The organism is Pulveribacter sp. (assembly GCF_032079985.1).
Taxonomy (GTDB): Bacteria; Pseudomonadota; Gammaproteobacteria; order Burkholderiales; family Burkholderiaceae_C; genus Melaminivora.
In genome coordinates this window covers 1-25,242 of record NZ_DAMATK010000008.1, presented here as the reverse complement: position 1 = coordinate 25,242, position 25,242 = coordinate 1, and the positions used below count along the sequence as shown (strand labels likewise).

The window sequence follows — 25,242 nt, the reverse complement described above, 5'->3', positions numbered from 1 at the left end:
CGGCGCGGCGCCGGACGGAGCGCCGCAGGCGTGTCCGCGGCGGTCAACCCAACTGCACCACCTGCAGGCCTGGCAGGCCGGGGGCAACGGGGAACTCCTCATGGTCGAAGGCCATGTCGCCATCCGGGCTGGCCACACCCGTGGCCTTGGCATTCTGGAAGTCGTGCAGGCGCGGGTCCATCATGTGGGTGGTCACCACGTGGCCCATGGCGCGCAGCATGCTTTCGATGCGGCCGGGGAACTTCTTGTCCCACTCGCGCAGCATTTCGTTCACGGCCACGCGCTGCAGGCCGTCCTGGCTGCCGCACAGGTTGCACGGGATGATGGGGAACTGCTGGTACTGCGCCCAGCGCGCCGTATCTTTCTCGGGCACGTAGCACAGCGGGCGGATCACCACGTGCTTGCCGTCGTCGCTGACCAGCTTTGGCGGCATGCCCTTCATGCGCCCGCCGTAGAACATGTTGAGCATCAGCGTGGCCACGATGTCGTCGCGGTGGTGGCCCAGGGCAATCTTTGTGGCACCCAGCTCGTCCGCCACCTTGTACAGGATGGCGCGGCGCAGGCGCGAGCACAGGCTGCAGGTGGTCTTGCCCTCGGGCACCACGCGCTTGACCACGCTGTAGGTGTCCTGGTTCTCGATGTGGAAGTCCACCCCGATGCTCTTGAAGTAGTCGGGCAGCACGTGCTCGGGAAAGCCGGGCTGCTTCTGGTCCAGGTTCACGGCCACGATGCTGAACTGCACCGGGGCGCGCCGCTGCAGCTTGCGCAGGATGTCCAGCAGCGTGTAGCTGTCCTTGCCGCCGGACATGCAGACCATGACCCGGTCGCCTTCCGCGATCATGTTGAAGTCCATGATGGCGCGGCCCACTTCGCGGCACAGGCGTTTTTCCAGCTTGTGCGCCTCGCGCTCGATCTTGGGCTTGGCGCCGGCGGTTTCGGTGGCAGTGGGTGGGGTGGCTTCGGCAAGCCAGGGGGATTCGGTGGCGGCGTTCATGGCGGCAGGGAGGGAGAAAAGGCAGCTGGCCGCCCACGGCGGCCAAAGGTCGGGATTTTCCCTGCATTGGCGCCGTAGCGGTGCGCCGCAGGGTTTTCGCAGCCGCGCTGCGTTGCCGGTGCATGGTAATGTTGTTGCATCCGGAAACAAACAAGCCAGCGCCCATGTCGATGCGCCAGCCCCTTCCGCATTCGCTGACCACGCGCATCGCTGCGCTGGTCCTGGTCTTCCTTTTGGCGGGCATGTGGTCGCTGGCCTGGTATGCCGACCACCGGCTGCGCCAGGACATGCGCGAGCAGCTGCAGGCGCAGCAGCAGGCCGTGGCCGCGCTGCTGGGGCGCGAGGTGGAGCGCACCCTGCGCGAGCGCGGCAATGCGCTGGAGGTAGTGGCCCGCGGCCTGCACGGCAGCGCCCAGGAGCTGACCGGGCTGCTGGCGCGCCAGCCGGTGCTGCAGCAGATGTTCACCGCCGGCTACTACGTGACCGACATCCAGGGCCAGGCCATCGCCGCCTACCCGCCGCAGCTGGCGCCGCAGCGGCGCGGCCACGCGCCCGGGCGCCATGTGCAGGAGGCCCTGGCGGGACAGATCGCTGTCAGCGACCCCATGCCGGGCCTGGTGGCCAACCGGCCCGAGGTGGCCATCGCCGCGCCGGTGCCAGGGGCCGACGGCCGGCCCGCGGGGACGCTGGTGGGCGTGGTCAAGCTGCGCGAGGACGGCCTGCTGCAGCCCCTGCCCGGCTCGGAGGGACAGGACTACGCCGTCATCGACCGGCGCACCCGCACCGTCGTGGCCGCCAGTGCCGAGCAGCTGGTGCTGCAATCGCTGCCGGCTGCCGGACAGGACGCGCAGCTGGACGGCATCCTGGCCGGTGGCGACGGCAGCATCATCCGGCCCATCGGCGAACAGACCCGGCTGGCCTCGGTACGCCACCTGACGGCCGTGCCCTGGCTGGTCGTGGTCTCGCAGCCGCTGGCGCAGCTGACGGCCCCGCTGGACGCAATGCGCCAGCACATCCTGCTGGCGGCGCTGGTGCTCACACTGCTGGCCGCCGGCGGGCTGTGGTGGATGCTGCGCCGCGCGCTGCAGCCACTGGAGCAGATGGGCCACACGCTGGCCGCCATGGCCGAGGACGGCGCGCCGCTGCAGCCCCTGGCGCCGCAAAAGACGCGCGAGCTGTCCCAGCTGGTGCGCGGCTGCAACCACCTGCTGGCCGAGCTGGGCCAGCGCCAGCAGGCGCTGGGCGAGAGCCAGCAGCGCTACCAGGCGGCCTTCCAGATCAGCCCGGACTCGCTGGACATCACGCGCGTGTCCGACGGCGTGCACATCGATGTGAATGCCGGCTTCGAGCGGCTGTTCGGCTGGCCGCGCGAGCTGGTGCTGGGCCGCTCGGGCCTGGAACTGGGGGTGTGGAACGAGGGCGACGCCGCCATCCGCGCGCAGTTCGTCGAGCAGGTGCTGACTGAGGGCATGGCCGTCGACATCGAGCAGCGCCTGTACCGGCGCGACGGCACGCCGGTCACGGTGCTGCTCAGCGCCAGCCTGCTGGACGTGGCTGGCGAGCCCTGCATGCTCTGGGTGGCCCACGACGTGACGGCCGACCGCGCCGCCAGCGAGCACATCCGGCGCCTGACCTCCACCGACCAGCTCACCGGCCTGCCCAACGTGCAGGAGTTTCTGCAGCAGCTGGAGCAGGCGCAGGGCCGCTGCCTGCTGGGCCAGCGCCTGGCGGCGCTGCTGTGTGTGGATCTGGACGACTTCAAGACCGTCAACGACAGCCAGGGCCGCGAGCACGGTGACCAGCTGCTGCGCGAGGTGGCGCGGCGCATCGGCGCCGAGATCGCCGGCCAGGGCCCGCTGGCGCGCCTGGGGGGCGACGAATTCCTGGTGCTGCTGTCCGACCTGCCCGGGCCGCTGGGCGCTGCCGCGCGCGCCGCCGAGGCCATGGCCCACCGACTGGCCGAGCTGTTGGGCCAGCCGCTGGAGGTGGAGGGCACGCGCCACAGCCTGAGCGTGGGCGTGGGCATCGTGGTGCTGGACGAGAGCCATCAGGAGTCGCGCGAGCTGCTGCGCCGCGCGGCCCTGGCGCTGAACCAGGCCAAGGCCACGGGCCCGGGCGTGGTGCTGTTCTTCGAGCCGCAGATGCAGGACGAGGTCAGCAGCCGGGCGCGGCTGCAGCGCAGCCTGCGCGAGGCGCTGCAGCAGCAGAACTTCGAGCTGCACTACCAGCCGCAGCTGGACCAGCGCGGCGCCGTGGTCGGCGTGGAGGCCCTGGTGCGCTGGCCCCTGCAGGGCCAGGGCATGGTGTCGCCGGCTGAGTTCATTCCGCTGGCGGAGAAGACCGGGCTGATCGTGCCGCTGGGCCGCTGGATCCTGCACACCGCCTGCAGCCAGCTGGCGCAGTGGTCGCGCGAGCCGCTGCGCCGCCACCTGGACATGGCGGTGAACGTGAGCGCCGGGCAGTTCCAGCAGGACGACTTCGTGGACCAGGTCAAGGAGGTGCTGGCGCAGACCGGCGCGCCGGCCGACCGGCTGAAGATCGAGCTGACCGAGAGCCTGATGCTGTACGAGATCGGCCCCGTCATCGAGCGCATGAAGGAGCTGCGCAGGCTGGGCGTGCGCTTTTCGCTGGACGACTTCGGCACCGGGTTTTCATCGCTGGCCTATTTGAAGCGCCTGCCGCTGCAGCAGCTCAAGATCGACCAGGGCTTCGTGCGCGACATCCTGGAGGACCACAACGACGCGGCCATCGCCCGCACCGTGATCGCCCTGGGCGACAGCCTGGGGCTGGAGGTGATCGCCGAGGGCGTGGAGACCCAGGCGCACTGCGACCTGCTGGCGCAGTGGGGCTGTCGCCTCTACCAGGGCTACTGGTTCAGCCGGCCGCTGCCCGCGGTGCAGCTGGAGGCGTTCCTGAGCGAGCGCGATGCGGCTGCCCGGCTGGCCTGAGGGCGCTCACCACTGCCCGCTTTCCACGCGGATGGCGACCTCGCAATCGTCAAAGATCTCCAGCTTGGCGATGCGCACGCGCACGCCCAGCACGCCGGGCAGCTGCATCAGCCGGGCGCTGAGCTTGCCGATCAGGCTCTCCAGCAGGTTCACGTGCTCGGCCTGGCACTCGTCGATGATGATCTGGCGCACCTTGCGGTAGTCCAGCACATGCAGGATGTCGTCGTCGGGCGGCGCCAGGGGCTGCGTGCCCAGGTTCAGCTCGGCATCCACCTGGATGGGCTGGGGCGCCGCCTTCTCGTGCGACAGGATGCCCAGGTTGGCGTCAAAGCGCAGCCCGGTGAGCGTCAGGATCTGGGTGCCGGCGGCGTGGTGCATGGTGCGACGAGCAAAGCGCTCACATCAGGGAAAAATCGCGCGGGAAGCGCATCAGGTGCTGGCCGCCGTCCACCAGCAGCGTGGTACCGGTGATCGAGCGGTTGTCCAGCGCGAAGCGCACGGCGCCCGCCACGTCCTCGGGTGTGGACGAGCGGCCCAGCGGGCTCAGGGTGTGCAGCTGGGCAAAGCGCTCCTCGCTCAGCATGTGGCTGGTCAGCGTCAGGCCCGGGGCCACGCCCACCACGCGCACGCGCGGCGCCAGCGCCAGCGCCAGCATGGTGCCGGCGGCCTCCAGCGCGGCCTTGGACAGGGTGTAGCTGACGAAGTCCGGGTTCTGGTTCCACAGCTTCTGGTCCAGCAAGTTGACCACGGCGCCGCTGGCGTCGGACTCGCCAGCGCCCGCGCGCTGCTGCAGGTGCTCGTGCAGGGCTTGCGCCAGCAGCACCGGCGCGCCGACATTGCTGCGCAGATGGCGCTCGGCCAGGGCGTAGCCGAAGCTGGCGGCCTCGTCATGCTCGAACAGCGAGGCGCTGTTGACCACTGCGTCCACGGCGCCGAAGTGCGCTGCCACGCGCGGCAGCAGGGCGCGCACCGCGGCCTCGTCCTCGAAATCTGCATCAAAATGGGCGCTAGCGCCCGCCAGTTCTGCGCAAGCAGCTACTGTTTCAATAGCATCCTCGATGGAGGACCGGTAGTGCACGGCAACCTGCCAGCCCGCGCCCGCCAGATACAGGGCGATGGCGCGGCCCAGGCGCCGGGCGGCGCCGGTGACCAGCACGGTACGGGGGCGGGAGGGAGGAGTGGAAGGCATTGGCGCGACAATCCGGCGCGTGAAACAGACGAACACTGCCGCCACCGAACGCCCGAGTTTACCGAGCCCCCTGCACGCGCTCATCGCCCGCGCCATCCATGACGCGGGCGGCTGGATGGGTTTTGACCGCTTCATGCAGCTGGCGCTGTACGCGCCGGGCCTGGGCTACTACGCCCGCGAGACGCCGAAGTTCGGCGCCATGCCGGACAGCGGCAGCGACTTCGTCACCGCGCCCGAGCTATCGCCGGTCTTCGGCGAGCTGCTGGCGCGCCAGGTGGCGCAGGCGCTGCAGGCCACGGGCACCCACGAAGTCTGGGAGTTCGGCGCCGGCAGCGGCGCCCTGGCCGCGCAGCTGCTGGGCGCGCTGGGCGGGCAGGTCCACCGCTACACCATCGTCGACGTGTCGGGCAGCCTGCGCGCGCGCCAGCGCGAGCGCCTGGCGCCCTGGGGCGAGCGCGTGGCCTGGGCCGACCGGCTGCCCTCGGCCATTGAGGGCGTGGTGGTGGGCAACGAGGTGCTGGACGCCATGCCCGTGCAGCTGCTGCAGCGCAGCGCCGGCGTGTGGCACGAGCGCGGCGTGGCGCTGGCCGAGGACGGTGCCTTTGCCTGGGCCGACCGGCCCACCGACCTGCGCCCGCCCGTGGAGGTAGAGGGCGAGCACGACTACCTGACCGAGATCCACCCGCAGGCCGAGGGCTTCGTGCGCACCCTGGCGGCGCATCTGGTGCGTGGCGCCGCCTTTCTCATCGATTACGGCTTTCCCGAGGGCGAGTACTACCACCCACAGCGCCACATGGGCACGCTGGTGTGCCACCGCGCGCATCGGGTGGACTCCGACCCGCTGGCAGACGTGGGCCACAAGGACATCACCGCCCACGTCAACTTCACCGGCGCGGCCCTGGCGGCGCAGGACGCCGGCCTGCAGGTGCTGGGCTACACCACCCAGGGGCACTTCCTGATCAACTGCGGCTTGCTACAAAAATTGGAGCTGCTGCCGCAGGCGGGGCGGGCGCAAGCGGCCAAATTGATCATGGAGCACGAAATGGGCGAGCTGTTCAAGGTGCTGGCCCTGGGCGCGGCCGATGCGCACTGGCAGCCCCTGGGCTTCGTCCAGGGCGATCGCACGCACCGGCTGTAGGAGCACCCACCGGCCGTTCGGCGAGAAACTTGCTTGGATAAATCCCCTATCCAATGGCGCGCCGGCGGTGGCAAGATGGCGTCAATTACATATTGACACAGGGGAGACCATGCAATTTCTCAATCGGCTGACCATCGTGCGGCGGCTGGCGCTGCTGCTGGTGCTGATGCTGGTGGTGGTGGCGGCTCTGCTGACCACCCTGCTGGTGAGCGAGCGCGGCATGCTGATGCGCGAGCGCTCGGCCAACGTGAGCGCGGTGGTGAACGCCGCCCACGGCATCGTCGCCTACTACCACGGCCTGGCCAAGGACGGCCTGCTGGAGGAGTCGGTGGCCCAGCAGCGCGCCCTGGAGGCCGTGGGCACGCTGCGATACAGCGGCAACGAATATTTCTGGGTCAACGACATGCAGACCAAGGTGCTCATGCACCCCATCGTGCGCGACATGGAGGGCAAGGACCAGAGCGAGCGCAAGGACCCCAACGGCAAGCGCATCTTCGTCGAGTTCGTCAACGTGGTGAAGCAAGCCGGGGAAGGCTACGTGGACTACCTGTGGCCCAAGCCGGGGCACGACAAGCCGGTGCCCAAGGTGTCCTACGTGAAGGGGTTCGCCCCCTGGGGCTGGGTGATCGGATCGGGCGTGTACGTGGACAACGTGCAGGCCGTGTTCATGGAGCGGCTGCTGCAGGCGGCGGGCGTGACCCTGGTGCTGCTGCTCCTGCTGGTAGGCGCCAGCTGGCTCATCAGCCGCAGCATCCTGCGCCAGCTCGGTGCCGAGCCCGGCACGCTCAACGCCATCGCCCAGCAAATCGCGCAGGGCAACCTGGGCGTCGAGATGCCCCGGGTGCAGCACCCGGACAGCGTGCTGCACGGCGTGCAGGCCATGCGCGACAGCGTGGCGCGCATCGTCACCGACGTGCGCCGCAATGCCGAGGGCGTGGCCACGGCCAGCAGCGAGATCGCCCAGGGCAACCAGGACCTGTCGGCGCGCACGGAAAGCCAGGCCAGCGCCCTGGAGCAGACCGCGGCCTCCATGGAGCAGATGACCGCCACCGTGCGCCAAAACGCCGACAACGCGCAGCAGGCCAACCAGCTCGCCGTGAATGCCAGCGCCGTCGCGGCGCAGGGGGGCGAGGTCGTTGGCGAGGTGGTCAACACCATGCGCGAGATCAACACCGCTTCGCAGCGCATCCAGGACATCATCGGCGTCATCGACGGCATCGCCTTCCAGACCAACATCCTGGCGCTGAATGCCGCCGTGGAGGCGGCCCGCGCCGGCGAGCAGGGCCGCGGCTTTGCCGTGGTGGCCGGCGAGGTGCGGACGCTGGCGCAGCGCTCTGCCTCCGCGGCCAAGGAGATCAAGGGTCTGATCACCGACAGCGTGCAGCGCGCCGAGCAGGGCGCGCAGCTGGTGGACCGCGCCGGCACCACCATGCAGGAGGTGGTGAACAGCATCCGCCGGGTGACGGACATCGTGGGCGAGATCAGCGACGCCAGCCGGGAGCAGAGCTCGGGGGTGAGCCAGGTGGGCGAGGCCATCACGCAGATGGACCAGGCCACGCAGCAAAACGCCGCCTTGGTCGAGGAGATGGCGGCCGCCGCCGTCAGTCTGAACCAACAGGCGCAGGTGCTGGTGCAAACGGTGGCCGTGTTCCAGCTCGCCGGCCAGCAGCAGCCGCAGGCGGCGCGCCTGGCCGCGCCGCGCTAACTCACCGGCTCAACCAGCCACCCCCACGCCCGCCGCGGGCGGCAACGTGGCGCCGCGCCGGCGCCGACCCTGCGTCCACCACACCAGTACCACCAGCGCCAGAGCGGGCAGGTAGAACCAGTGCGGCGAGGGCCGGTCGGTGCGCACCTGGATGTCCTGCACGTCCCAGCCCTGCTCGAAACCGCTCTTGGCCGCGCGCGAGCCGAAGCGCACGGCACCCACCTGGAGCGCATCGCCCAGCGGCACCAGCTGCAGCCCGGCGTCGGCCAGGCGCTTGCGCCCGTCGTCGCCCGGCTTGCCGCCCAGCACCACGGCCACGGTCTTGCTGCGGTCCTCGCCCTCCAGCGTCATGCCCTCGATGCGCATGACCAGACGCCCGCCGGCAGGTTGCTCGCGCGCCACGTCGTACACGCTGGCGGCCGGTGCGGTGCGGTACTCGGGCGTGATGCGGTCCATGAACAGGTCGGGGCGGAACAGCAGCACCACCGCGGCCAGCAGCGCCAGCGTCTCCCACCAGCGGCTCCTGACGCGGAACCAGCGCATGGTCACCGCGGCGAACAGCAGCATGGCCAGGGCGCTGGCGGCGATCAAGCGCAGCGCCTCGAAGCCGTCGTCGATGTTGATCAAGAGCAGCTGCGGGTTGAAGATCCAGATGAAGGGCAGGATCAGCGTGCGCGAGGCGTAGACGGCGCCCTGGATGCCGGTGGCCAGCGAGCTCTCCCCCGAGATGGCCGAGGCGGCAAACGTCGCCAGCCCCACCGGCGGGGTGATGTCCGCCATGATTCCGTAATAGAAAACGAACATGTGCACGGCAATCAGCGGGATCACCAGGCCCGACTGCGCGCCCAGCTCCACCACCACCGGGGCCATCAGCGTGGCCACCAGGATGTAATTGGCCGTGGTCGGCACGCCCAGGCCGATGACCAGGCAGGTGAAGGCCACGAACAGCAGCATGACGATGACGTTGCCCTGGCTGATGAACTCCACGAATTCCGTCATGCGCAGGCCTAGGCCGGTCAGCGTGATGCCGCCCACCACGATGCCCGCGGTGGCCGTGGCGATGCCGATGCCGATCATGTTGCGCGCGCCGTTGTGAAAGCCCTCCACCACGGCCTGGCCGCTCTCGCCCCAGGTGCCGGCCGTGGACCGGCCGCGAAACAGCGCCGTCAGCGGGTGCTGGGTCAGCATCAGCACGGCCAGCGAGGTGACGGCCCAGAAGGCCGACAGCGAGGGCGACATCTGCTCGACCATCAGGCACCACACCAGGATGCCGATGGGCATGATGAAGTGCAGCCCGGCGCGCACCGTGGGCCAGGTGTCGCGCAGGTGGCCGCCCTCGGACGCGCCCTCGATGCTGGTGGGCAGGTCGGGGCAACTGGCCGCCTGCTTCACGGCGAACAGGTACAGCGCCAGCACCGTGGCGCCCACCGCCCAGGGCGCGGCGGCACCCAGCAGCGCCTTCATGGCGCCGATGGCGTAGTACAGCGCGCCCACCACGATGACGGTCCCGAAGGCCCCGAACAGGTTGCGCACGATGCGATCGCGCCAGGGGCGGTGGCGGCGCTGAGCAATGGGCTCCATGCCCATGCGCAGGGCCTCCAGGTGCACGATGTAGAACAGACCCAGGTAGGACAGGATGGCGGGCAGGAAAGCGTGCTTGACGATGTCCGAGTACGGAATGCCCACGTACTCGACCATCAGGAAGGCCGCGGCGCCCATCACGGGCGGCATGATCTGTCCGTCCACCGAGGACATGGTCTCGATGGCTCCGGCCTTTAAGCCGCCGTAGCCGGCCTTCTTCATCAGCGGGATGGTGAAGATGCCGGTAGACACCACGTTGGCCACCGACGAGCCGGAGATCATGCCGTTGAGCGCCGACGAGGCCACCGCCACCTTGGCCGGCCCGCCGCGCAGATGGCCCAGGGCGGCAAAGCTGACCTGCATCATGTAGTTGCCGCCGCCGCTGCGGTCCAGCAGCGCACCGAACAGGACGAACACGAAGATGGTGCTGGCCGACACGCCCAGGGCGATGCCGTACACGCCCTCGGTGGTCAGCCACATGTGGGTCAGCATGCGGTTGAGCGAGGCGCCCTTGTGCGAGATGACTTCCGGCAGCCAGGGCCCGGCCATGCTGTAACCGATGAAGACCAGCGCCAGCACCGCCATGGGCCAGCCCACGGCGCGGCGCGTAGCCTCCAGCAGCAGCACCAGGCCGGTGCAGGCGACCACGATGTCGCCCGTGGTCGGGTTGCCGGGCCGGTTGGCCAGCTCGGCGTAGAACAGCATGACGTAGGCCGCGGCGAAGGCGCCGGCCGCGGCGAACAGCCAGTCCAGCAGCGGCACGCGCTGGCGCGGCGAACGCTTGAACGCCGGCCAGGCAAGAAAGGCCAGGAACATGGCGAAGGCCAGGTGCACGGCGCGCGCCTCGGTGTCGTTCAGGATGCCGAAACCCAGGGCGAAGGGCAGGGGCGAGGCATACCAGTACTGGAACAGCGCCCAGGCCAGTGCCACGGCGAACAGCAGGTGCCTGACCAGCCCCCGGGGCTGGCGCCCGCCGGTGTCGGTGTCGGCGACGAGCTGCTGCAGGGCCTCGGGGGCCTTGTCCATTTCAGAGGCCATGGTGCGGTCCTTCAAGAATGCAAAAAGGGGCGAAGCGGCGGGGCTTCGCCCCTGGGGGCGGTCAAAGGCCGAAGGGCGGCGTGCCGCGGCTTACTTGATCCAGCCCTTTTCCTTGTAGTAGCGGGCGGCGCCTTCGTGCAGCGGTGCGGACAGGCCGTCCTTGACCATGCTCTCGGGCGTCAGGTGCGCCAGCGCCGGGTGCAGCTTCTTGAACTCGTCGAAGTTATCGAACACCGCCTTGGTTACAGCGTAGACGGTGTCGGCCGGCGTCTTGGCTGAGGCGACCACGGTGGCCAGCACGCCGTAGGTGGCGGTGGGCTCGGGGTTGCCCGGGTACAGGCCGCCGGGGATATTGACCTTGGCGTAGTAGGGCCGCTCGGCCACCAGCTTGTCCACCACCGGGCCTGCCAGGGGTACCAGTTTGGCGCCGCAGGTGGTGGTGGGGTCCTGGATGTTGGCGCTCGGGTGTCCCACACCGTAGACGAAGCCGTCGATCTTGCCGTCGCACAGCGCCGGGCCGTGCTCGTCGGCCTTCAGCTCAGAGGCCAGGGAGAAGTCCGACATCTTCCAGCCCATGGCGGCCAGCAGCTCCTCCATGGACGCGCGTGTGCCCGAGCCCGGGTTACCCACGTTGAAACGCTTGCCACGGAAGTCCTCGAACTTGGCGACGTTGGCCTCCTTGCGCGCCAGCACGGTGAAAGGCTCGGGGTGCACGGCGAAGACGGCGCGCAGGTCGCCCACGGGGCCGCTGTCTTTGAACTGGGCCTGGCCCTTGACGGCGTTGTATTGCACGTCCGACTGGGTGAAGCCGAAGTCCAGCTCACCGGTGCGGATGGCGTTCACGTTGAAGACCGAGGCGGCGGTGGATTCCACCGAGCAGCGCGTGCCGTGCTTGGCGCGGTCCTTGTTGACCAGGCGGCAGATGGCGCCGCCGGCGGCGTAGTACACCCCGGTCACGCCGCCGGTGCCGATGGTGACGAACTTCTGCTGGGCCGCGGCGGGCGTGGCGCCCAGGCAGGCGCAGGCCAGGGCCAGAGGGGCCAGGGCCTTGAGGGCTGTCTTGGCGAGAGGATGGGCGGTCATGGAAGGCAGTCCTTTCTTCGTGTTCAACAGGTGGGCGGCCCGTGCCGTGCCCGGGTACGGTTGACCATAGCTGCCGACCCTGCCCGCGCCGCACCGGGTAAACCAGCAGCCGGGTGTGCGTCTGCACGCCGGGTGCCGCCGCCCGCCGGCGCGCCCTGGCCATAACCTGCAGGCATGGGTCGGCCTGCAATCGGCATGGGCGCGCGGGCGCTGTGCTGCCTACAGTGGCAGCCATGCACATACCCGAGTCCTCCCCCCGCCTGCATGTCTGCGTCCTGGGCGCCGGCATTGCCGGGCTGGCGGCGGCCTGGGAGCTGGTGCGAGCCGGCATGACGGTGACCGTGGTGGACCGCGCCACCGGGACCGGCCAGGGCACCAGCGGCGCCAACGGCGCGCAGCTGAGCTATGCCTACGTGCAGCCGCTGGCCGACCCCTCCCTGTGGCTGCAACTGCCCGAGCTGCTGCTGGCACGCGACTCGCCGCTCACCCTGCGCCTGCGGCTGGACCCTTGGCAGTGGGCTTGGGGCCTGCGTTTTTTGGCGGCCTGCCGCGCCAGCGTGTCGCGGCGCAGCACCGAGGCGCTGCTGCAGCTGGCCGGCGAGAGCCGCGCCGGCTTCGATGCCTTTTTGCGCGAGGAGCGCATCGCCTGCGACTTCTCCGCCACGGGCAAGCTGGTGCTGTATGCCAGCGAGGAATCCTTTGCCGGCGCCCGCCGCCAGATGGAGCTGCAGCGCCAGCTGGGCAGCGTGCAGCAGGCGCTGACGCCATCGCAGTGCGTGCAGGTCGAGCCGGCGCTGCAGCACTACGCGCCGCGCATCGCCGGCGCCATCCATACGCCCGGCGAATGCGCGGCCGACTGCCACAAGGTCTGCCTGGAACTGGAGCGCGTGCTGCGCGCGCGGGGCGTGCAGTTCCTGCTAGGCGAGCAGGCCACCGCCCTGATCGAGGGCGGCGGGCGCATCGCCTACGTGCAGACGGCCAGCGGCACGCGCCTGCAGGCCGACGCCTTCGTGCTGGCGCTGGGCACCGACTCGCCGGCCCTGCTGCGGCCGCTGGGCCTGGGCGCGGCCTGGCAGGTGCCGGTGCAGGCGCTCAAGGGCTACAGCTTCACCGCGCCCGCCAGCGCCCTGCCGGGTGCAGCGCCCCGGGTGAACGTGACCGACGCCGCGCGCAAGGTGGTGTTCGCGCGGCTGGGCGATCGCCTGCGCGTGGCCGGCATGGCCGAGCTGACGCACGCGCAGGACTGGGCCATCGACCCGCGGCGCATCGCCTCGCTGCAGGCCACGGCGCAGGACGTCTTCCCCGGCGGCGGCGACTACCGATCCGCCCAGCCCTGGGCCGGCCTGCGCCCGGCCACGCCCACGGGCACGCCGGTGCTCGGCCGGCTGCACGGCGGGCCGGCCAACCTGTTCGCCAGCACCGGCCACGGCGCGCTGGGCTTCACGCTGGCCTTCGGCAGCGCGCAGCGCGTGGCCGCGCAGATCGTCCGCCTGCGCGGTTGACAGCGACCGGCGCTACGCCGCCCCTACCTGCTGCAGCGCCTGCTGCAGGCTGCGGGTGAAGGCGCGCACCGTCAGCGGCTGCGCCCGCTGGGCCGCGCGCAGGGCGTGCACGCCGGTGGTGATGGCCGGCACCACGGGCAGCACGTCCACCCGCGTGCGGTCGGCCGACGCGGCGGTGCAGCCATCGACCAGCGCCACGCCCATGCCGTGCTGCGCCAGCGCCAGGGCCACGTGGTAGGTCTGCACGGTGACCACCGGCACGAGCGGCGCGGCCTGCTCGCCCAGGGCGTGCTCCAGCACCATGCCCAGCGGGTCGCGGCCGTCCAGGGCGATCAGCGGCAGGCCGGCCAGGGCCGGTAGCTCCACGGCCTGGCCCTGCAGCGTGGCGGCGTCCAGCATGCCCTTGGGCGCCACGCACATCAGGCGGCGTTCGGCCAGCCGCTCCTGCGCCAGTGCCGGGTGGCTGGCGGCGTGCAGGGTGTAGCCCACGTCCGCCTCCTGCAGCACCAGGGCTGAGATGATCTGCGGCGTGTGCAGCGCCTGGTGCTGCACCAGAACGTCCGGATGCCGTGCGCGGAACAGCTGCATGGCGCGCGGAAAGATCTCATGGCCCAGGCTGGGCACGGTGAGCACGCGCAGCACGCCGCGCCCGGCCTTCAGCCCGGCGGCCAGGCGCTGCACGTCGTCCAGCTGGTCGAACAGCCGCTCGATATGCGGGTGCAGGGCCAGCGCCTCGGGCGTGGGCTGCAGCCGCCCGGCGGTGCGCGCGAACAGGGCGAAGCCCAGCTGCAGCTCGGCGTGCTGCAGCGTGCGGCTGACGGCCGGCTGCGTCACGTTCAGCGTGCGTGCCGCAGCGCTCACGCTGCCGGTGCGCATGATGGCGTTGAACACTTCGATGTGGCGCAGACGCATGGCGGGCGATTATGGGCATCTACACTGGCCGCATGGTGCGCTGGCTCATCGTCGTCTTCCTGGCCCTGGTGCTGATCGAGGGGCTGGCCCCGTGGCTGCGCCGCCTGGGGCTGGGGCGGCTGCCGGGGGATTTCCACTTCCGCCTGTTCGGGCGCGAATGGTCGGTGCCGCTGGCCAGCACGGTGGTGCTCAGCTCGCTGGTGGCGCTGGCCGTGAAGTGGCTGTGAAAGTTTGAGTGTTTTTGGCCTCCAGCCCTTGCTGAGTAAGCGCCGGCAGCTATTAAAAACGGAGTGATCCGCGCTGGTGCCATTGGCTGACAGCGCCGCCGGCCGGCGCGCCGCATGATGGCGGCATGGCGCAGACTCCCGCTTCCTCCTCTTCCAACGGCCTGCTGGCCGGCATCGACATCGGCGGCACCAAGGTGGCCGTGTGCCTGGCTCGCCCGGGTGGCGCGGGTGCCGCGCCGCAGATCCTGGACCGCGTGCACCAGCCCACCGCCAAGACGGGCGGCCCGGACGCCCTGGCGCGCCAGGCGCTGGCGCTGCTCGATGAGGTCTGCGCCCGCCAGCAGCTGGGGCGCGCGCAGCTGGCCGGCGTGGGTGTCTCCAGCTGCGGACCCTTCGTCAAGCAGGGGGGGCACATCGAGGTGGCCAACCCCAACATCTGCGGCGGCCTGGCCGGCGCGGCCGATGGGCCGCAGGACAACGACTGGGTGCAGGTGCCCCTGCAGGCCCCGCTGGCCCAGGCCCTGGGCGGCACACCGCTGCACATCGCCAACGACGCCGTCGCCGCCCTGGAGGCCGAGCGCCGCTGGGGCGCCCTGACCGGCGTGGACGACTGCGCCTATGTCACATGGAGCACCGGCGTGGGCGTGGGCCTGTGCGTGGACGGCCGCGTGCTGGCCGGGCGCAACGGCAACGCCGGCCACGCGGGCCATACCTTCGTGGGCGACGTGTCCGGGAGTGCCCCGGTGTGCGGCTGCGGCAACCGCGGCGACGTGGAGTCGCTGGTGGGCGGCGGCTCGCTGGCCGCCCGGCTGGGCGTGGAGGGGCCGGCGCTGCTGGCTGCCGCCCAGCGGGGCGACGCGCAGGCACTGGCCCAGGTGCGCGGCCTGTGCACGCTGATGGGGCGGCTGCTCTACAACCTGGTGGCCACGCTGGACCTGGCGCGCATCAGCCTGGGCGGTGCGGTCTTTCTGCACCACCAGGCGCTGCTGCTGGCGCTGCTGCGCGAACAGCTGCACCAGCACTTTCCCGTGCTGACGCGCGGCGTGCAACTCGTGCCCGCCGGCCTGGGTGCGCAGGTGGGCGACTACGCGGCGCTGGCGCTGCTGTCAGGGCAGGCCAGCGGCACCCGCTAGCGCGTGCCGCTGTGCGAGCGCGCCGCACGGGGCGCGACGGGCGGGGCGGACAGCACCTCGTCCTGCACGCCCAGCGCGCCCAGGAAGCTGCGGCGCCACCAGTGCACGTCCTGTTGCCGGATGCGCTCCATCAGCCGGGCATGGCGCTGCTGGCGTTCGGGCAAGGGCATGCGCAGGGCGGTCTGGATGGCCTCGGCCATGCCCTGGGTGTCGTAGGGATTGACCAGCAGCGCCTCCTTGAGCTGCTCGGCCGCGCCGGCGAAGCGCGACAGCACCAGCACGCCGGGGTCCTGGGGGTCCTGCGCCACCACGTATTCCTTGGCCACCAGGTTCATCCCGTCGCGCAGCGGCGTGACCAGACCCACGCGCGCCACGCGGCACAGGCCGGGTACGCGCTTTCTGGCCACGGTGCGGTGGATGTAGCGCAGCGGCATCCAGTCCAGATCGCCGAAGTCGCCGTTGATGGCGCCGCACAGCCCCTCCAGCTCCTGGCGCAGGTCGGCGTAGGCGTGCACGTCGTCGCGCGAGGGCGAGGCGATCATGATCAGCGTGGCGCTGTGCTCGTTCTCGGGGTAGCGTTCCAGCAGCTCGCGGAAGGCGCGCACGCGCTGCGGGATGCCCTTGGAGTAGTCCAGCCGGTCGATGCCCAGCAGCAGCTGGCGGCGCGAATACTCCTGGCGCATGGCCTCGTAGGTCTGCACGGCGTCCGCCCCGCGGCCCAGGCGCTCGAACTCCTGCACGTCGATGCCGATGGGAAAGGCGCCCACCTGCAGCTGCCGGCCATGGCTGGCAAAACGGTTCTCGCCCAGCCGCTCGGCTTCGCTCTCGTCCTGCAGGTAGCGGCCGAAGTGGGCCACGTCGGCCTGGCTTTGCAGGCCTACCAGGTCATACGCGAAGAACGAGCGCATCAGCCACTCGTGGTGCGGCAACGCGGCCAGGATCAGCGGTGGCGGCACGGGGATGTGCAGGAAAAAACCGATGCGCTGGCGACACCCCAGCGCGCGCAGCTCCGCCGCCAGCGGGATCAGGTGGTAGTCGTGCACCCAGATCACGTCGTCGTCCCGCAGCAGCGGCAGCAGCTTGCGCGCGAACAGACGGTTCACGCGGCGGTAGCCCTCCACGTAGTCGCTGCGAAAGTCCGCCAGGTCCAGCCGGTAGTGAAAGACCGGCCACAGCACGCTGTTGGAGTAGCCCTGGTAGTAGCTGGCGAAGTCCTCCTCGGCCAGGTCCACCGTGGCCAGGGTGACGCGCCCGGCCTGGCGCTCGTGCAGTTGGCCTTCACCGGGCGCGCCGCCCGGCACCACCGTGCCGCTCCAGCCAAACCACAGCCCGCCCGTGCGGTTCAAGGTATCGCCCAGCGCCACCGCCAGCCCGCCGGCGGCGGGGCGGCGCGGGTCGGCCAGCCGGTTGGAAACGACTACAAGTCGGCTCATACACATCCTCCTAGGTATTGTTCGTCGTACTGCGGGCGCATGGGATGACCCTTTCCAGGTACGCATCAACCGCAAGCTCAGCAATCGCGCCCGCCAGGCGCGGACCGCCGTGCAAGGGCCGCCCCGCAGCACTGGCGGTGTCCCGCTTCCCGAAAGGCGTAGCCATTCGAGAGAAGGGGGAAGCGCCGCAGGCGCTCACGGGGATGCCCTCTATATGACGCTATCCCAGGGAGCGGACAGGCGCATGGCGGCGTTGATCAGCCCCACCATGGAGTACGTCTGTGGGAAGTTGCCCCACATCTCGCCGGTGCCGGCGTGCGTGTCCTCGGACAGCAGGCCCAGCGGGTTGCGCACGGCCAGCATGGACTCGAAGATCTCGCGGGCCTGATCGCGCCGGCCGACGCGCGCCAGGGCATCGATGCGCCAGAAGGTGCAGATGTTGAACGAGGTCTCGGGCTTGCCGAAGTCGTCCGCCGCCTCGTAGCGGCGCATGAAGGGGCCGTCACACAGCACCTGCTCCATCACGTCCAGGGTGCGCATGAAGCGCTCGTCGCGCGCATTGACCAGGCCGACCTCGGCCATCAGCAGCACGCTGGCGTCCAGCTCGCGTCCGCCGAAGCTTTCGGCGAACACGCCGCGCTCGGCGTTCCATGAGCGCGCCAGAATCTCCTCCTGCATGCGCTGCGCGTGAGCGGCCCAGTAGGCGGCGCGCTCGGGCAGCAGCAGGGCGTGGGCGATCTTTGCCAGCCGGTCGCAGGCGGCCCAGCTCATCAGGGCCGACGAGGTATGGATGCGCGCGCGCGTGCGCAGCTCCCACATGCCGGCGTCGGGCGTGCCGTAGACCTGCACGGCCAGCTCGCCGATGCGCTCCAGCCGCGAGAACTCGGCCGCGCCCGAGGGCTGCAGCAGCCGCCGGTCGTGGAAGGCCTGGGCCGAGCCCAGGACGATGTTGCCGTACACGTCGTGCTGGAAGTGCTCGGCCGCCTGGTTGCCTACGCGCACCGGCCCCATGCCGCGGTAGCCGGCCATGTGCGGCACGAAGGACTCGGGCAGGTCGTGCTCCAGCCCGATGCCATACAGGGGCTGGATGTGGCCTTCGCCCGCCTTGACCACGATGTTGGCCAGCCAGCGCAGATAGTCCTCCATGGTGCCCACTTCGGACAGGCTGTTGAGCGCGCGCACCACGAAGAAGGCATCGCGCAGCCAGCAGTAGCGGTAGTCCCAGTTGCGCCCGCTGTTGGCCGATTCGGGGATGCTGGTGGTCATGGCCGCGACGATGGCGCCGGTGTCCTCGAACAGGCTCATCTTCAGCGTGATGGCAGCGCGGATCACCGCCTCCTGCCACTGCAGCGGCAGGTGCAGCCGCATGGTCCAGTGCTTCCAGTAGCTGACAGTCTCCTGCTCCCAATAGCGGGCAGTGTCGGCGATGCCCTCGTTCAATGTCTCGTCCGCGCCCAGGATGAAGTTGTGGTCGCGCGAGACGATGAACGGCTCGCCCGAGAGCACGTAGGGCACGGGCGCATCGGTGGTCAGACGCAGGATGAGGGCGCCGCCCACGTAGCGGATGTGATGGCTGCCGCGGGTCAGCGTGGGCGTGGTTTCGCCCCAGTCGTAGCGCACGTTCAAGTGCACGCGGATGCGCGGCGAGCCGCGCACCACGCGCAACCGCCGCACCAGCGACACCGGCCGGAAAAAGCGCGAGCGCGAGTGAAAGCGCGGGCAGAAGTCCGTGACCTCCAGGCAGTTGCCGGCGGTGTCGGTCATGCGCGTGCGCAGCACGGCGGTGTTGGGCTCGTACCACTGCTCGCTGGAGGCGAAATTTTCCAGCTCGATGGCGAAGCGCCCCGCGTCCGCGCCCGGATGGATGAGGGCGTTGAACACCGGGTCGCCGTCAAAGCGCGGCATGCAGGCCCAGACGATGGCGGCGCGTGCGTCCACCAGCGCGCTGATGGTGCAGTTGCCGATCATGCCCAGCGCCAGCGAGGGCGTGGCCGTGCCAGGCGCGTGGGGGGCGTTCTCGCCGTCCGCGGTAGCCGTCATGGCGTGGCCTCGCAGGCGTCGGTGGTCAGAGCCAGTGCGGCGCCGTGCAGCCAGTCGCGCACCGCCGCGGGCGAGGGAATGCGCGTGCGCGCTGCCGTCTCGCCGGCGCCCACTTTTAGCCCCGTGCCGCCCAGGGCCTGCACGGCGGCGAAACCGTCTTCGTCCGTCACGTCGTCGCCCACGAACAGCGGCACCCGGCCGGCAAAGGGCGGTTGCTGCATCAGGCGGGCAATCGCCCGGCCCTTGCCGGTGCCGGCGGGCTTGATCTCGTACACGCATTTGCCGGCCAGCAGCTCGGCGCCGGGCAGCTCGGCCACGGCCTGCGCCACCGTGTCGTGGCACAGCTGCCGCAGGTGCGGCGCCTGGCGGTAGTGGAGGGCCACGCCGGCGCTCTTGCGCTCCACCAGTAGGCCGGGATGGCGGGCGGCCAGGCCGTCCAGGGTGTGCAGCAGGGCACTCAGCGGCAGCGTGGGCACGGCCGGGCCGTCCGCCGTGGACAGCCGCAGCTGTGCGCCGTGCTCGCAGGCCAGAGGCAAGTCCAGCGTGCCCAGGAAGCGGTCCATGTCGGCCAGGGTGCGCCCGGTGACGATGGCCAGCGCCCCGCCCAGCACGTGGTGCAGTGTGCGCAGATCCTGCGCCAGGCCTGGGGCCAGGCGAACGGCGTCGGGCTGCGGCGCAAGGTCGGCCAGGGTGCCGTCGAAGTCGAGAAACAGCGCGTGGCGCCGTGTGAGCGGAGGTGGAAACAGCATCGCCGGGAACCGTATCAGGACGTACGCGCTCGCCGTGTAGGCCGGGGGCCCAAGCTGGTGTCTGCCGGCCAAGCGGGGCCGGCCGGTTGAAAAAGCCCTGCCCGGCCTGCAGCTGCAGGGCCACCTTCCGATCCGCAAAAGCCATGACCCAGACCGCCCACCCCACCTCCGCCACGGCGCTGCACGTTGTCTGCCCGCATTGCCACACCACCAACCGCGTGCAGTCCGCGCAGCTGGCCTCGCAGCCGGATTGCGGCAGCTGCCACCAGCCGCTGTTCACCGGCGAGCCGCTGGCGTTGGACGGTGCCCGCTTCGACAGGCACGTGGGCCGCAGCCAGATTCCCGTGGTGGTGGACTTCTGGGCGCCCTGGTGCGGGCCTTGCCGGCAGATGGCGCCGGCCTTCGCCCAGGCGGCGCGGCAGCTGGAGCCGCAGGTGCGCTTGGCCAAACTGGACACCGAGGCCGATCCCCAGGTGGCCGGGCGCTATGCCATCCGCAGCATCCCGACCATGATCGTTTTCAAGGGCGGGCAGGAGGTGGCGCGCATCTCCGGTGCGCTGGGCGCCGCCGACATCGTGCGCTGGGTGCAGTCAAACGTCTGAGGGCGGCGCGCCGCCGGCATCCCCCAGCCAGGCGGCCAGGGCGCGCTCACGGGCGCGGCGGATCCATTCGCCCACCTGCGGTCCGGTGGCGCCACGCTCGGCGGCCTGCGCCGCCACCTCCGCCGTGGACACGGCCAGGGCCTGCTGCAGCGCTGCGGCCAGGCGCTGGCGCTGCGGGTAGGGCTGCTCCTGCAGGCCGCCGCGCCCGCGTGCATCGCATTCGCAGGCCAGCAGCACGTCGGCAAAGCGCCGGGGCTTGCGCAGCGCGTCGCAGCGCTCCAGCAGGCGCAGCAGGGCGGCGGCGCCCAGTGACCCGCTGCGGTGGATGTTGCCGTGCTCGCGCGCGACCACGTCGGCCGTCTCGCGGCAGTCGGTGGGCACGCGCAGGCGCTCGCACACAGCCTTGAGCAGCCGGCTGCTGCGCTGCTCATGGCCGATGTGGCGCGGCAGCTCATCCCGGGGCGTGGTGCCCTTGCCCAGGTCATGCGTCAGGCAGGCAAAGCGCACGGCCAGGGGCGCCTCCAGGCGCGCGGACATGTCCAGCACCATCATCAGGTGCACGCCGGTGTCCACCTCGGGGTGGTATTCGGCGCACTGGGGCACACCCCATAGGCGCTGCACCTCGGGCAGCAGCACGGCCAGGGCTCCGCACTCGCGCAGCACCTCGAACATGCGCGAGGGGGTGCGCTCCATCAGGCCGCGCGAAAGCTCCTGCCAGACGCGCTCGGGCACCAGGTGGTCGGCCTCGCCGCCGTCCACCATCTCGCGCATCAGTGCCATGGTCTCGGGCGCGACGGAGAAGTCGGCAAAGCGCGCGGCAAAGCGGGCCACGCGCAGGATGCGGACCGGGTCCTCGCGGAAGGCATCGGTCACGTGGCGCAGGATGCCGGCGCGCAGGTCGGCCACGCCGTCATAGGGGTCAAAAACGGCTCCAACGCCCGTCCAGTCTGCGGGAGCAGCTATCGCATTGATAGTGAGATCGCGCCGCGCCAGGTCTTCTTCCAGCGTCACGTCGGGCGATGCCTGCACGGTGAAGCCCCGGTAGCCGCGCCCGCTCTTGCGCTCGGTGCGCGCCAGGGCATATTCCTCGCGCGTCTCGGGGTGCAAAAAGACGGGAAAGTCGCGTCCCACGGGCAGGTATCCGCGCGCGGCCATGTCCTCGGGCGTGGCGCCGACGACCACCCAGTCGCGGTCGCCAGCCGGCAGGCCCAGCAGCGCATCGCGCACCGCGCCGCCCACAAGGTGGATCTGCATGGCCCGTTCAATCGCGCCGCAGGCGGTAGGGCTCCTCGAACTCGCGGAAGTCGGCCTCGGCCAGGGCGCCGTCGATCCAGGCTTTCACGCCCGGCAGGGCGCAGACGCGCTCGACGTACGCAGTGATCTCCGCGGGCACGGGCAAGGCATAGGTCTTCAGCCGCATGCACACCGGGGCGAAGAAAGCATCGGCAACCGTGAACTGCGCGCCGAACAGCAGCGGCCCGCCGTGGCGCGTCAACAGCCCGCTCCACATCTCCACCAAGCGCTGCACGTCGGCACGCAGGCCGGGGCGGTCGCGCCAGGCCAGCGCGCCCACCTCGGGCAGGTGGGCCTCGATGTTCATGGGGCAGTGGCTGCGCAGCTGGGCAAAGCCGCTGTGCATCTCGGCCACCACGCTGCGCGCGTGGGCGCGCGTGGCCATGTCCTGCGGCCACAGCTGCTTGTCGGGGAAGGTCTCGGCCACGTATTCGGCGATCGCCAGCGTGTCCCACACCGTCAGGTCGCCGTCGACCAGTACAGGCACCTTGCCCGTGGGCGAGACGCCCTGCAGCTGGCGCTTGAACTGCGAGCTGGCGTCGAAGCTGTCGAAGCGCACCGGCACTTCCTCGAACGGGATGCCTGCCTGTCGCAGCAGCACCCACGGCCGCATGGACCAGGACGAATAGTTCTTGTTGCCGATATAGAGCTGGAGCATGGAAATTCCCTTCGGTACGTTGAGAAGCTGCGTTATCCGATCAGAAGGCCGCGGAGCAGGCCGTGCAAGCAGGCGCCGCGGATCCGGCTTCGCCGGTCCGGTGGCGTCGTCCCCCTTACCAGCGTGCGTAGCGTGCGCCAGAGAAGGGCGAAGCGGCGCCAGCCGCTCAGGGGGTTGTCCCGGCCACCGGCCAGACCACCCCGTTGTCATTCAGGATGGCATCCAGCGGCAAATCATGCGGCTCGGGCTCGAACTCGGCCAGGTAGCCCGCCGTGTAGCCCAGCCCCACCGTGGCCGGGCGCGGCTGCAGCGTGGCCAGGGTGCGGTCGTAGAAGCCCCCGCCATAGCCCAGTCGGTAGCCCCCCGGCCCGTAGCCCACGCAGGGCACGAACAGCAGCGTGGGCGCCAGTGGCTCGGTGTCCTTGGGCTTGGGGATGCCATAGGCGTCCTCCTCCATCGGGCAGCCGGGGTACCAGGCGTGGAAGGTGAGCGTCTTGTGCACCTTGTCCACCACCGGCAGGCCGATGCGCCGGCGCTGAGGCTCGTCCAGCAGCTCGCCGTCCTCCTTCCAGCGGTGCAGCGCGGGCAGGGGGTCGAACTCGCCCTTGATGGGCCAATAGGCGCCGATCACCGTGTGCGGCTTGTCCACCAGCCAAATGCGCAACACGCGCTGCAGCTGCTCGGCACGGGCCATGCGGTCGGGTAATTGCAGGCGCTCATTCACCAGTGCGCGGCGCAGGGCTGCTTTGTCCATCACATAATTTCCCGGATGTTTCTATCCATGCCCTTGACCGGGCGGAACAGCTTGGGTGGGGGCCATGCCTCTTCCAGGCGCATTGTCCCCTGGCGGGGGCGGAGTCGGGCCGGAGTGTGTTGTCGATGAAAAAGTGGTTCGGGATTTTGACACCGCTGCTGGTGGCTGTCGCCCTGGGCGGTGGCGCGGCGGTGCAGGCGCAGCAGCCGGGCGCGGCGGCCCTGTCGGGTGACGAGGCGGTGCTGGAGATGCAAAAGGCCTTTCGCAAGGGCGACAAGCTGCGCCTGGCGCAGCTGCTGCCGGCCGCGCGCGGCCATGCGCTGGAGCCCTGGGCCGCGTACTGGGAGCTGCGCGCGCGGCTTGAAGAAGCCACCCCGCCCGAGGTCGACGCCTTCCTGCAGCGCTGGGCCGGCACCTACCAGGAAGACCGCCTGCGCAACGACTGGCTGCTGCTGCTGGGCCAGCGGCGCGACTGGGAGCGCTTTGCCGAGCACCACCCGCGCTTTCGCATGGGCGACGACCGCGAGGTGCGCTGCTACGCCCTGACCATCGAGCACCTGAAGGGCAGCGCCCCGGCCGATGCCGGCGAGCAGGTGCTGAGCAACTGGTACGCACAGCGCGACGCCGATGACGGCTGCGCCTATGCCGCCTCCGAGCTGCTGGCCGCCGGCCGCATCAAGCCCATCGACGTGTGGCGCAAGGCGCGCCTGGCCGCCGAGGCCAACCGCCCGCGCGCCGTGCGCCGGGCGGTGGAGATCGTTGCCCCCGAGGCGCTGACCCCGCTGCGCGCGGCGCTGGATTCGCCGACCAAATTCCTCACCGGGCGCGCCACCGCCACCGGCCGCGAGCGCCAGGAGCTGGTGGTGCTGGCGCTGACCCGCATGGCCGTGTCCGACACGCCCGGCGCCGCCCGGCTGCTGGAGGCCAAGTGGGGCGTGCATCTGTCGGCCGAGGAGCGCAACTGGCTCTGGGGCCTGATCGGCAAGCAGGCGGCCGTGGGCCTGTCCCCCGACGCCCTGGGCTACTTCGCCCACGCCAGCCGCGACGCCGACCTGACCGACGACATGCTGGGCTGGAAGACCCGCGCCGCCCTGCGCGCCGGACAGTGGAAGCTGGTGGCCAAGAGCATTGATGCCATGAGCCCCGCTGCGCGCGAGGAGCCCACCTGGACCTACTGGCGCGCCCGTGCTTACATGTCCGACCGCCCCGGCGACGAGGACCGCGCCCACGCCAGGAAGCTGTATGAACGCATCGCCGGCACCACGGGCTTTTACGAGCAGCTGGCGCTGGAAGAGCTGGGCGCGCGCATCACCCTGCCGCCCGCACCCGCGCCGCTGACGGCCGAGGAAAAGGCCGCCGCCCGCGCCAACCCCAGCCTGAACCGCGGCCTGTACGCCATCTTGCTGGGCCTGCGCAGCGAGGGCGTGCGCGAGTGGAACTACGCTACCAACCTGCACACCCCCGGCGGCATGGCCGAGCGCGAACTGCTGGCCGCGGCCGACTTCGCCTGCCAGCGCCAGGTCTGGGACCGCTGCATCAACACCAGCGAGCGCACGCGCTCGGCCATCGACATGGCGCAGCGCTTTCCGACGCCCTACCGCGACGCCGTGCTGGCGCGCACCCGGGCCATCGGGCTGGAGACGGCCTATGTCTACGGCCTGATCCGCCAGGAAAGCCGCTTCATCATGGACGCGCGCTCCGGCGTGGGCGCCTCGGGGCTGATGCAGGTCATGCCCGCCACGGCACGCTGGACGGCGCGCAAGATCGGCCTGGACGGCTTCACGCCCGACCAGATCAACGACACCGACACCAACATCACCATCGGCACGGCCTACCTGAAGCTGGCGCTGGACGACTTTCAGGGCTCCATGCCCCTGGCCGCCGCCGCGTACAACGCCGGCCCGGGCCGCCCGCGCAACTGGAGGAACGGTCCGGTGCTGGAGGCGGCGATCTGGGCCGAGAACGTGCCGTTTGGCGAGACACGCGACTATGTGAAGAAGGTGCTGGCGAACACCGTGAACTACGCGGCGCTGCTGACGGGGCAGCCGCAGTCGCTCAAGAGCCATTTGGGGGTGGTGGGGCCGCGGGATGCGGCGGGGGAGGATCCAAGCAAGGATCTGCCTTGATGCTGAGAGTGCTCTTTCTTTTGTAGCTTGTGGCGATTGGCTGGCTTGCGTTGCAGGCTATTTTGGCTATTGTTTTTATTGCTGATGTGGCTGGCCGGGACTCGCCCCGGCGGGCGACTTCCTTTCTTGCTCGTGCA

20 protein-coding genes are annotated in these 25,242 nt (G+C 70.6%); 8 read left to right on the top strand and 12 right to left on the bottom strand.

Features of this window, described 5'->3' with window-relative positions; translation table 11 throughout:
- Positions 1–43: 43 nt before the first annotated feature.
- The gene (ttcA, locus tag RT282_RS15555; protein ID WP_313315755.1) at positions 44–994 is read right to left on the bottom strand and encodes a tRNA 2-thiocytidine(32) synthetase TtcA; all 951 of its coding nucleotides are present in this window, start codon (positions 992–994) and stop codon (positions 44–46) included.
- Positions 995–1,158: 164 nt separating this feature from the next.
- Between ttcA and RT282_RS15550 the strand changes: the two genes are divergently transcribed.
- The gene (locus tag RT282_RS15550) at positions 1,159–3,942 is read left to right on the top strand and encodes an EAL domain-containing protein (protein WP_313315754.1); all 2,784 of its coding nucleotides are present in this window, start codon (positions 1,159–1,161) and stop codon (positions 3,940–3,942) included.
- Between the two features lie 6 nt (positions 3,943–3,948).
- Here RT282_RS15550 and RT282_RS15545 read toward each other — a convergent pair whose 3' ends face one another.
- Together RT282_RS15545 and RT282_RS15540 are read right to left on the bottom strand one after the other, a co-directional pair.
- A complete protein-coding gene (locus RT282_RS15545) occupies positions 3,949–4,320 on the bottom strand; it encodes a dihydroneopterin aldolase (RefSeq protein ID WP_313081910.1) in 372 nt (123 codons plus the stop codon).
- Between the two features lie 19 nt (positions 4,321–4,339).
- On the bottom strand, positions 4,340–5,131 hold the full coding sequence (locus tag RT282_RS15540) for an SDR family oxidoreductase (RefSeq protein WP_313315752.1): 792 nt from the start codon (positions 5,129–5,131) through the stop codon (positions 4,340–4,342).
- Between the two features lie 115 nt (positions 5,132–5,246).
- Between RT282_RS15540 and RT282_RS15535 the strand changes: the two genes are divergently transcribed.
- Complete coding sequence (locus RT282_RS15535) at positions 5,247–6,269, top strand: SAM-dependent methyltransferase (RefSeq protein WP_313315837.1); 1,023 nt, start codon at positions 5,247–5,249, stop codon at positions 6,267–6,269.
- 109 nt (positions 6,270–6,378) lie between these two features.
- Positions 6,379–7,974, top strand: a complete 1,596-nt coding sequence (locus tag RT282_RS15530; RefSeq protein WP_313315750.1) for a methyl-accepting chemotaxis protein — start codon at positions 6,379–6,381, stop codon at positions 7,972–7,974.
- 9 nt (positions 7,975–7,983) lie between these two features.
- On the opposite strand, the gene RT282_RS15525 is transcribed toward RT282_RS15530, so the two are convergent.
- Together RT282_RS15525 and RT282_RS15520 are read right to left on the bottom strand one after the other, a co-directional pair.
- Complete coding sequence (locus RT282_RS15525; RefSeq protein ID WP_313315748.1) at positions 7,984–10,593, bottom strand: TRAP transporter permease; 2,610 nt, start codon at positions 10,591–10,593, stop codon at positions 7,984–7,986.
- 90 nt (positions 10,594–10,683) lie between these two features.
- Positions 10,684–11,676 (bottom strand): TAXI family TRAP transporter solute-binding subunit, encoded by a 993-nt coding sequence (locus tag RT282_RS15520; RefSeq protein WP_313315746.1) that lies wholly within the window; start codon positions 11,674–11,676, stop codon positions 10,684–10,686.
- A gap of 233 nt (positions 11,677–11,909) precedes the next feature.
- On the opposite strand from RT282_RS15520, the gene RT282_RS15515 reads away from it, so the two are divergent.
- Positions 11,910–13,178, top strand: a complete 1,269-nt coding sequence (locus RT282_RS15515; protein ID WP_313315744.1) for a D-amino acid dehydrogenase — start codon at positions 11,910–11,912, stop codon at positions 13,176–13,178.
- A 12-nt stretch (positions 13,179–13,190) separates the two neighbouring features.
- On the opposite strand, the gene RT282_RS15510 is transcribed toward RT282_RS15515, so the two are convergent.
- A complete protein-coding gene (locus RT282_RS15510) occupies positions 13,191–14,090 on the bottom strand; it encodes a LysR family transcriptional regulator (protein ID WP_313315742.1) in 900 nt (299 codons plus the stop codon).
- A 32-nt stretch (positions 14,091–14,122) separates the two neighbouring features.
- Here RT282_RS15510 and RT282_RS15505 point away from each other — a divergent pair, with 32 nt between their 5' ends.
- Together RT282_RS15505 and RT282_RS15500 are read left to right on the top strand one after the other, a co-directional pair.
- Positions 14,123–14,317: a DUF2905 domain-containing protein gene (locus RT282_RS15505; RefSeq protein WP_312306823.1), complete on the top strand. Its 195-nt coding sequence runs from the start codon at positions 14,123–14,125 to the stop codon at positions 14,315–14,317.
- 125 nt (positions 14,318–14,442) lie between these two features.
- On the top strand, positions 14,443–15,450 hold the full coding sequence (locus RT282_RS15500) for an ROK family protein (RefSeq protein WP_409519498.1): 1,008 nt from the start codon (positions 14,443–14,445) through the stop codon (positions 15,448–15,450).
- Here the strand turns inward: RT282_RS15500 and otsA are convergent.
- The 3 genes from otsA to otsB all read right to left on the bottom strand — a co-directional run bounded on the left by otsA (position 15,447) and on the right by otsB (position 19,672).
- Complete coding sequence (gene otsA / locus RT282_RS15495) at positions 15,447–16,883, bottom strand: alpha,alpha-trehalose-phosphate synthase (UDP-forming) (RefSeq protein ID WP_313315740.1); 1,437 nt, start codon at positions 16,881–16,883, stop codon at positions 15,447–15,449. The genes RT282_RS15500 and otsA overlap by 4 nt on opposite strands.
- Before the next feature lie 210 nt (positions 16,884–17,093).
- Positions 17,094–18,923, bottom strand: coding sequence for a glycoside hydrolase family 15 protein (locus RT282_RS15490; protein ID WP_313315738.1), 1,830 nt, complete (start codon positions 18,921–18,923; stop codon positions 17,094–17,096).
- A complete protein-coding gene (otsB, locus tag RT282_RS15485) occupies positions 18,920–19,672 on the bottom strand; it encodes a trehalose-phosphatase (RefSeq protein WP_313315736.1) in 753 nt (250 codons plus the stop codon). Before otsB ends, RT282_RS15490 begins: the two co-directional genes overlap by 4 nt.
- A gap of 143 nt (positions 19,673–19,815) precedes the next feature.
- Between otsB and trxC the strand changes: the two genes are divergently transcribed.
- Positions 19,816–20,274, top strand: a complete 459-nt coding sequence (gene trxC, locus RT282_RS15480; protein ID WP_313315734.1) for a thioredoxin TrxC — start codon at positions 19,816–19,818, stop codon at positions 20,272–20,274.
- On the opposite strand, the gene RT282_RS15475 is transcribed toward trxC, so the two are convergent.
- The 3 genes from RT282_RS15475 to RT282_RS15465 all read right to left on the bottom strand — a co-directional run bounded on the left by RT282_RS15475 (position 20,263) and on the right by RT282_RS15465 (position 22,979).
- Positions 20,263–21,528: a multifunctional CCA addition/repair protein gene (locus RT282_RS15475; RefSeq protein ID WP_313315733.1), complete on the bottom strand. Its 1,266-nt coding sequence runs from the start codon at positions 21,526–21,528 to the stop codon at positions 20,263–20,265. The genes trxC and RT282_RS15475 overlap by 12 nt on opposite strands.
- Before the next feature lie 7 nt (positions 21,529–21,535).
- Positions 21,536–22,225, bottom strand: coding sequence for a glutathione S-transferase family protein (locus RT282_RS15470; protein ID WP_313315731.1), 690 nt, complete (start codon positions 22,223–22,225; stop codon positions 21,536–21,538).
- 166 nt (positions 22,226–22,391) lie between these two features.
- Entirely contained in the window at positions 22,392–22,979 is a 588-nt protein-coding gene (locus RT282_RS15465; RefSeq protein ID WP_313315729.1) for a 5-formyltetrahydrofolate cyclo-ligase, read from the bottom strand.
- A 125-nt stretch (positions 22,980–23,104) separates the two neighbouring features.
- Between RT282_RS15465 and RT282_RS15460 the strand changes: the two genes are divergently transcribed.
- Complete coding sequence (locus tag RT282_RS15460) at positions 23,105–25,105, top strand: transglycosylase SLT domain-containing protein (protein WP_313315728.1); 2,001 nt, start codon at positions 23,105–23,107, stop codon at positions 25,103–25,105.
- The last annotated feature ends 137 nt before the right edge of the window (positions 25,106–25,242 follow it).

Coding starts and splice junctions, on each gene's coding strand:
- ttcA (WP_313315755.1), bottom strand. CDS start 994: ATGAACGCCGCCACCGAATCCCCCTGGCTTGCCGAAGCCACCCCACCC.
- RT282_RS15550 (WP_313315754.1), top strand. CDS start 1,159: ATGTCGATGCGCCAGCCCCTTCCGCATTCGCTGACCACGCGCATCGCT.
- RT282_RS15545 (WP_313081910.1), bottom strand. CDS start 4,320: ATGCACCACGCCGCCGGCACCCAGATCCTGACGCTCACCGGGCTGCGC.
- RT282_RS15540 (WP_313315752.1), bottom strand. CDS start 5,131: ATGCCTTCCACTCCTCCCTCCCGCCCCCGTACCGTGCTGGTCACCGGC.
- RT282_RS15535 (WP_313315837.1), top strand. CDS start 5,247: ATGGGTTTTGACCGCTTCATGCAGCTGGCGCTGTACGCGCCGGGCCTG.
- RT282_RS15530 (WP_313315750.1), top strand. CDS start 6,379: ATGCAATTTCTCAATCGGCTGACCATCGTGCGGCGGCTGGCGCTGCTG.
- RT282_RS15525 (WP_313315748.1), bottom strand. CDS start 10,593: ATGGCCTCTGAAATGGACAAGGCCCCCGAGGCCCTGCAGCAGCTCGTC.
- RT282_RS15520 (WP_313315746.1), bottom strand. CDS start 11,676: ATGACCGCCCATCCTCTCGCCAAGACAGCCCTCAAGGCCCTGGCCCCT.
- RT282_RS15515 (WP_313315744.1), top strand. CDS start 11,910: ATGCACATACCCGAGTCCTCCCCCCGCCTGCATGTCTGCGTCCTGGGC.
- RT282_RS15510 (WP_313315742.1), bottom strand. CDS start 14,090: ATGCGTCTGCGCCACATCGAAGTGTTCAACGCCATCATGCGCACCGGC.
- RT282_RS15505 (WP_312306823.1), top strand. CDS start 14,123: ATGGTGCGCTGGCTCATCGTCGTCTTCCTGGCCCTGGTGCTGATCGAG.
- RT282_RS15500 (WP_409519498.1), top strand. CDS start 14,443: ATGGCGCAGACTCCCGCTTCCTCCTCTTCCAACGGCCTGCTGGCCGGC.
- otsA (WP_313315740.1), bottom strand. CDS start 16,883: ATGAGCCGACTTGTAGTCGTTTCCAACCGGCTGGCCGACCCGCGCCGC.
- RT282_RS15490 (WP_313315738.1), bottom strand. CDS start 18,923: ATGACGGCTACCGCGGACGGCGAGAACGCCCCCCACGCGCCTGGCACG.
- otsB (WP_313315736.1), bottom strand. CDS start 19,672: ATGCTGTTTCCACCTCCGCTCACACGGCGCCACGCGCTGTTTCTCGAC.
- trxC (WP_313315734.1), top strand. CDS start 19,816: ATGACCCAGACCGCCCACCCCACCTCCGCCACGGCGCTGCACGTTGTC.
- RT282_RS15475 (WP_313315733.1), bottom strand. CDS start 21,528: ATGCAGATCCACCTTGTGGGCGGCGCGGTGCGCGATGCGCTGCTGGGC.
- RT282_RS15470 (WP_313315731.1), bottom strand. CDS start 22,225: ATGCTCCAGCTCTATATCGGCAACAAGAACTATTCGTCCTGGTCCATG.
- RT282_RS15465 (WP_313315729.1), bottom strand. CDS start 22,979: ATGGACAAAGCAGCCCTGCGCCGCGCACTGGTGAATGAGCGCCTGCAA.
- RT282_RS15460 (WP_313315728.1), top strand. CDS start 23,105: ATGAAAAAGTGGTTCGGGATTTTGACACCGCTGCTGGTGGCTGTCGCC.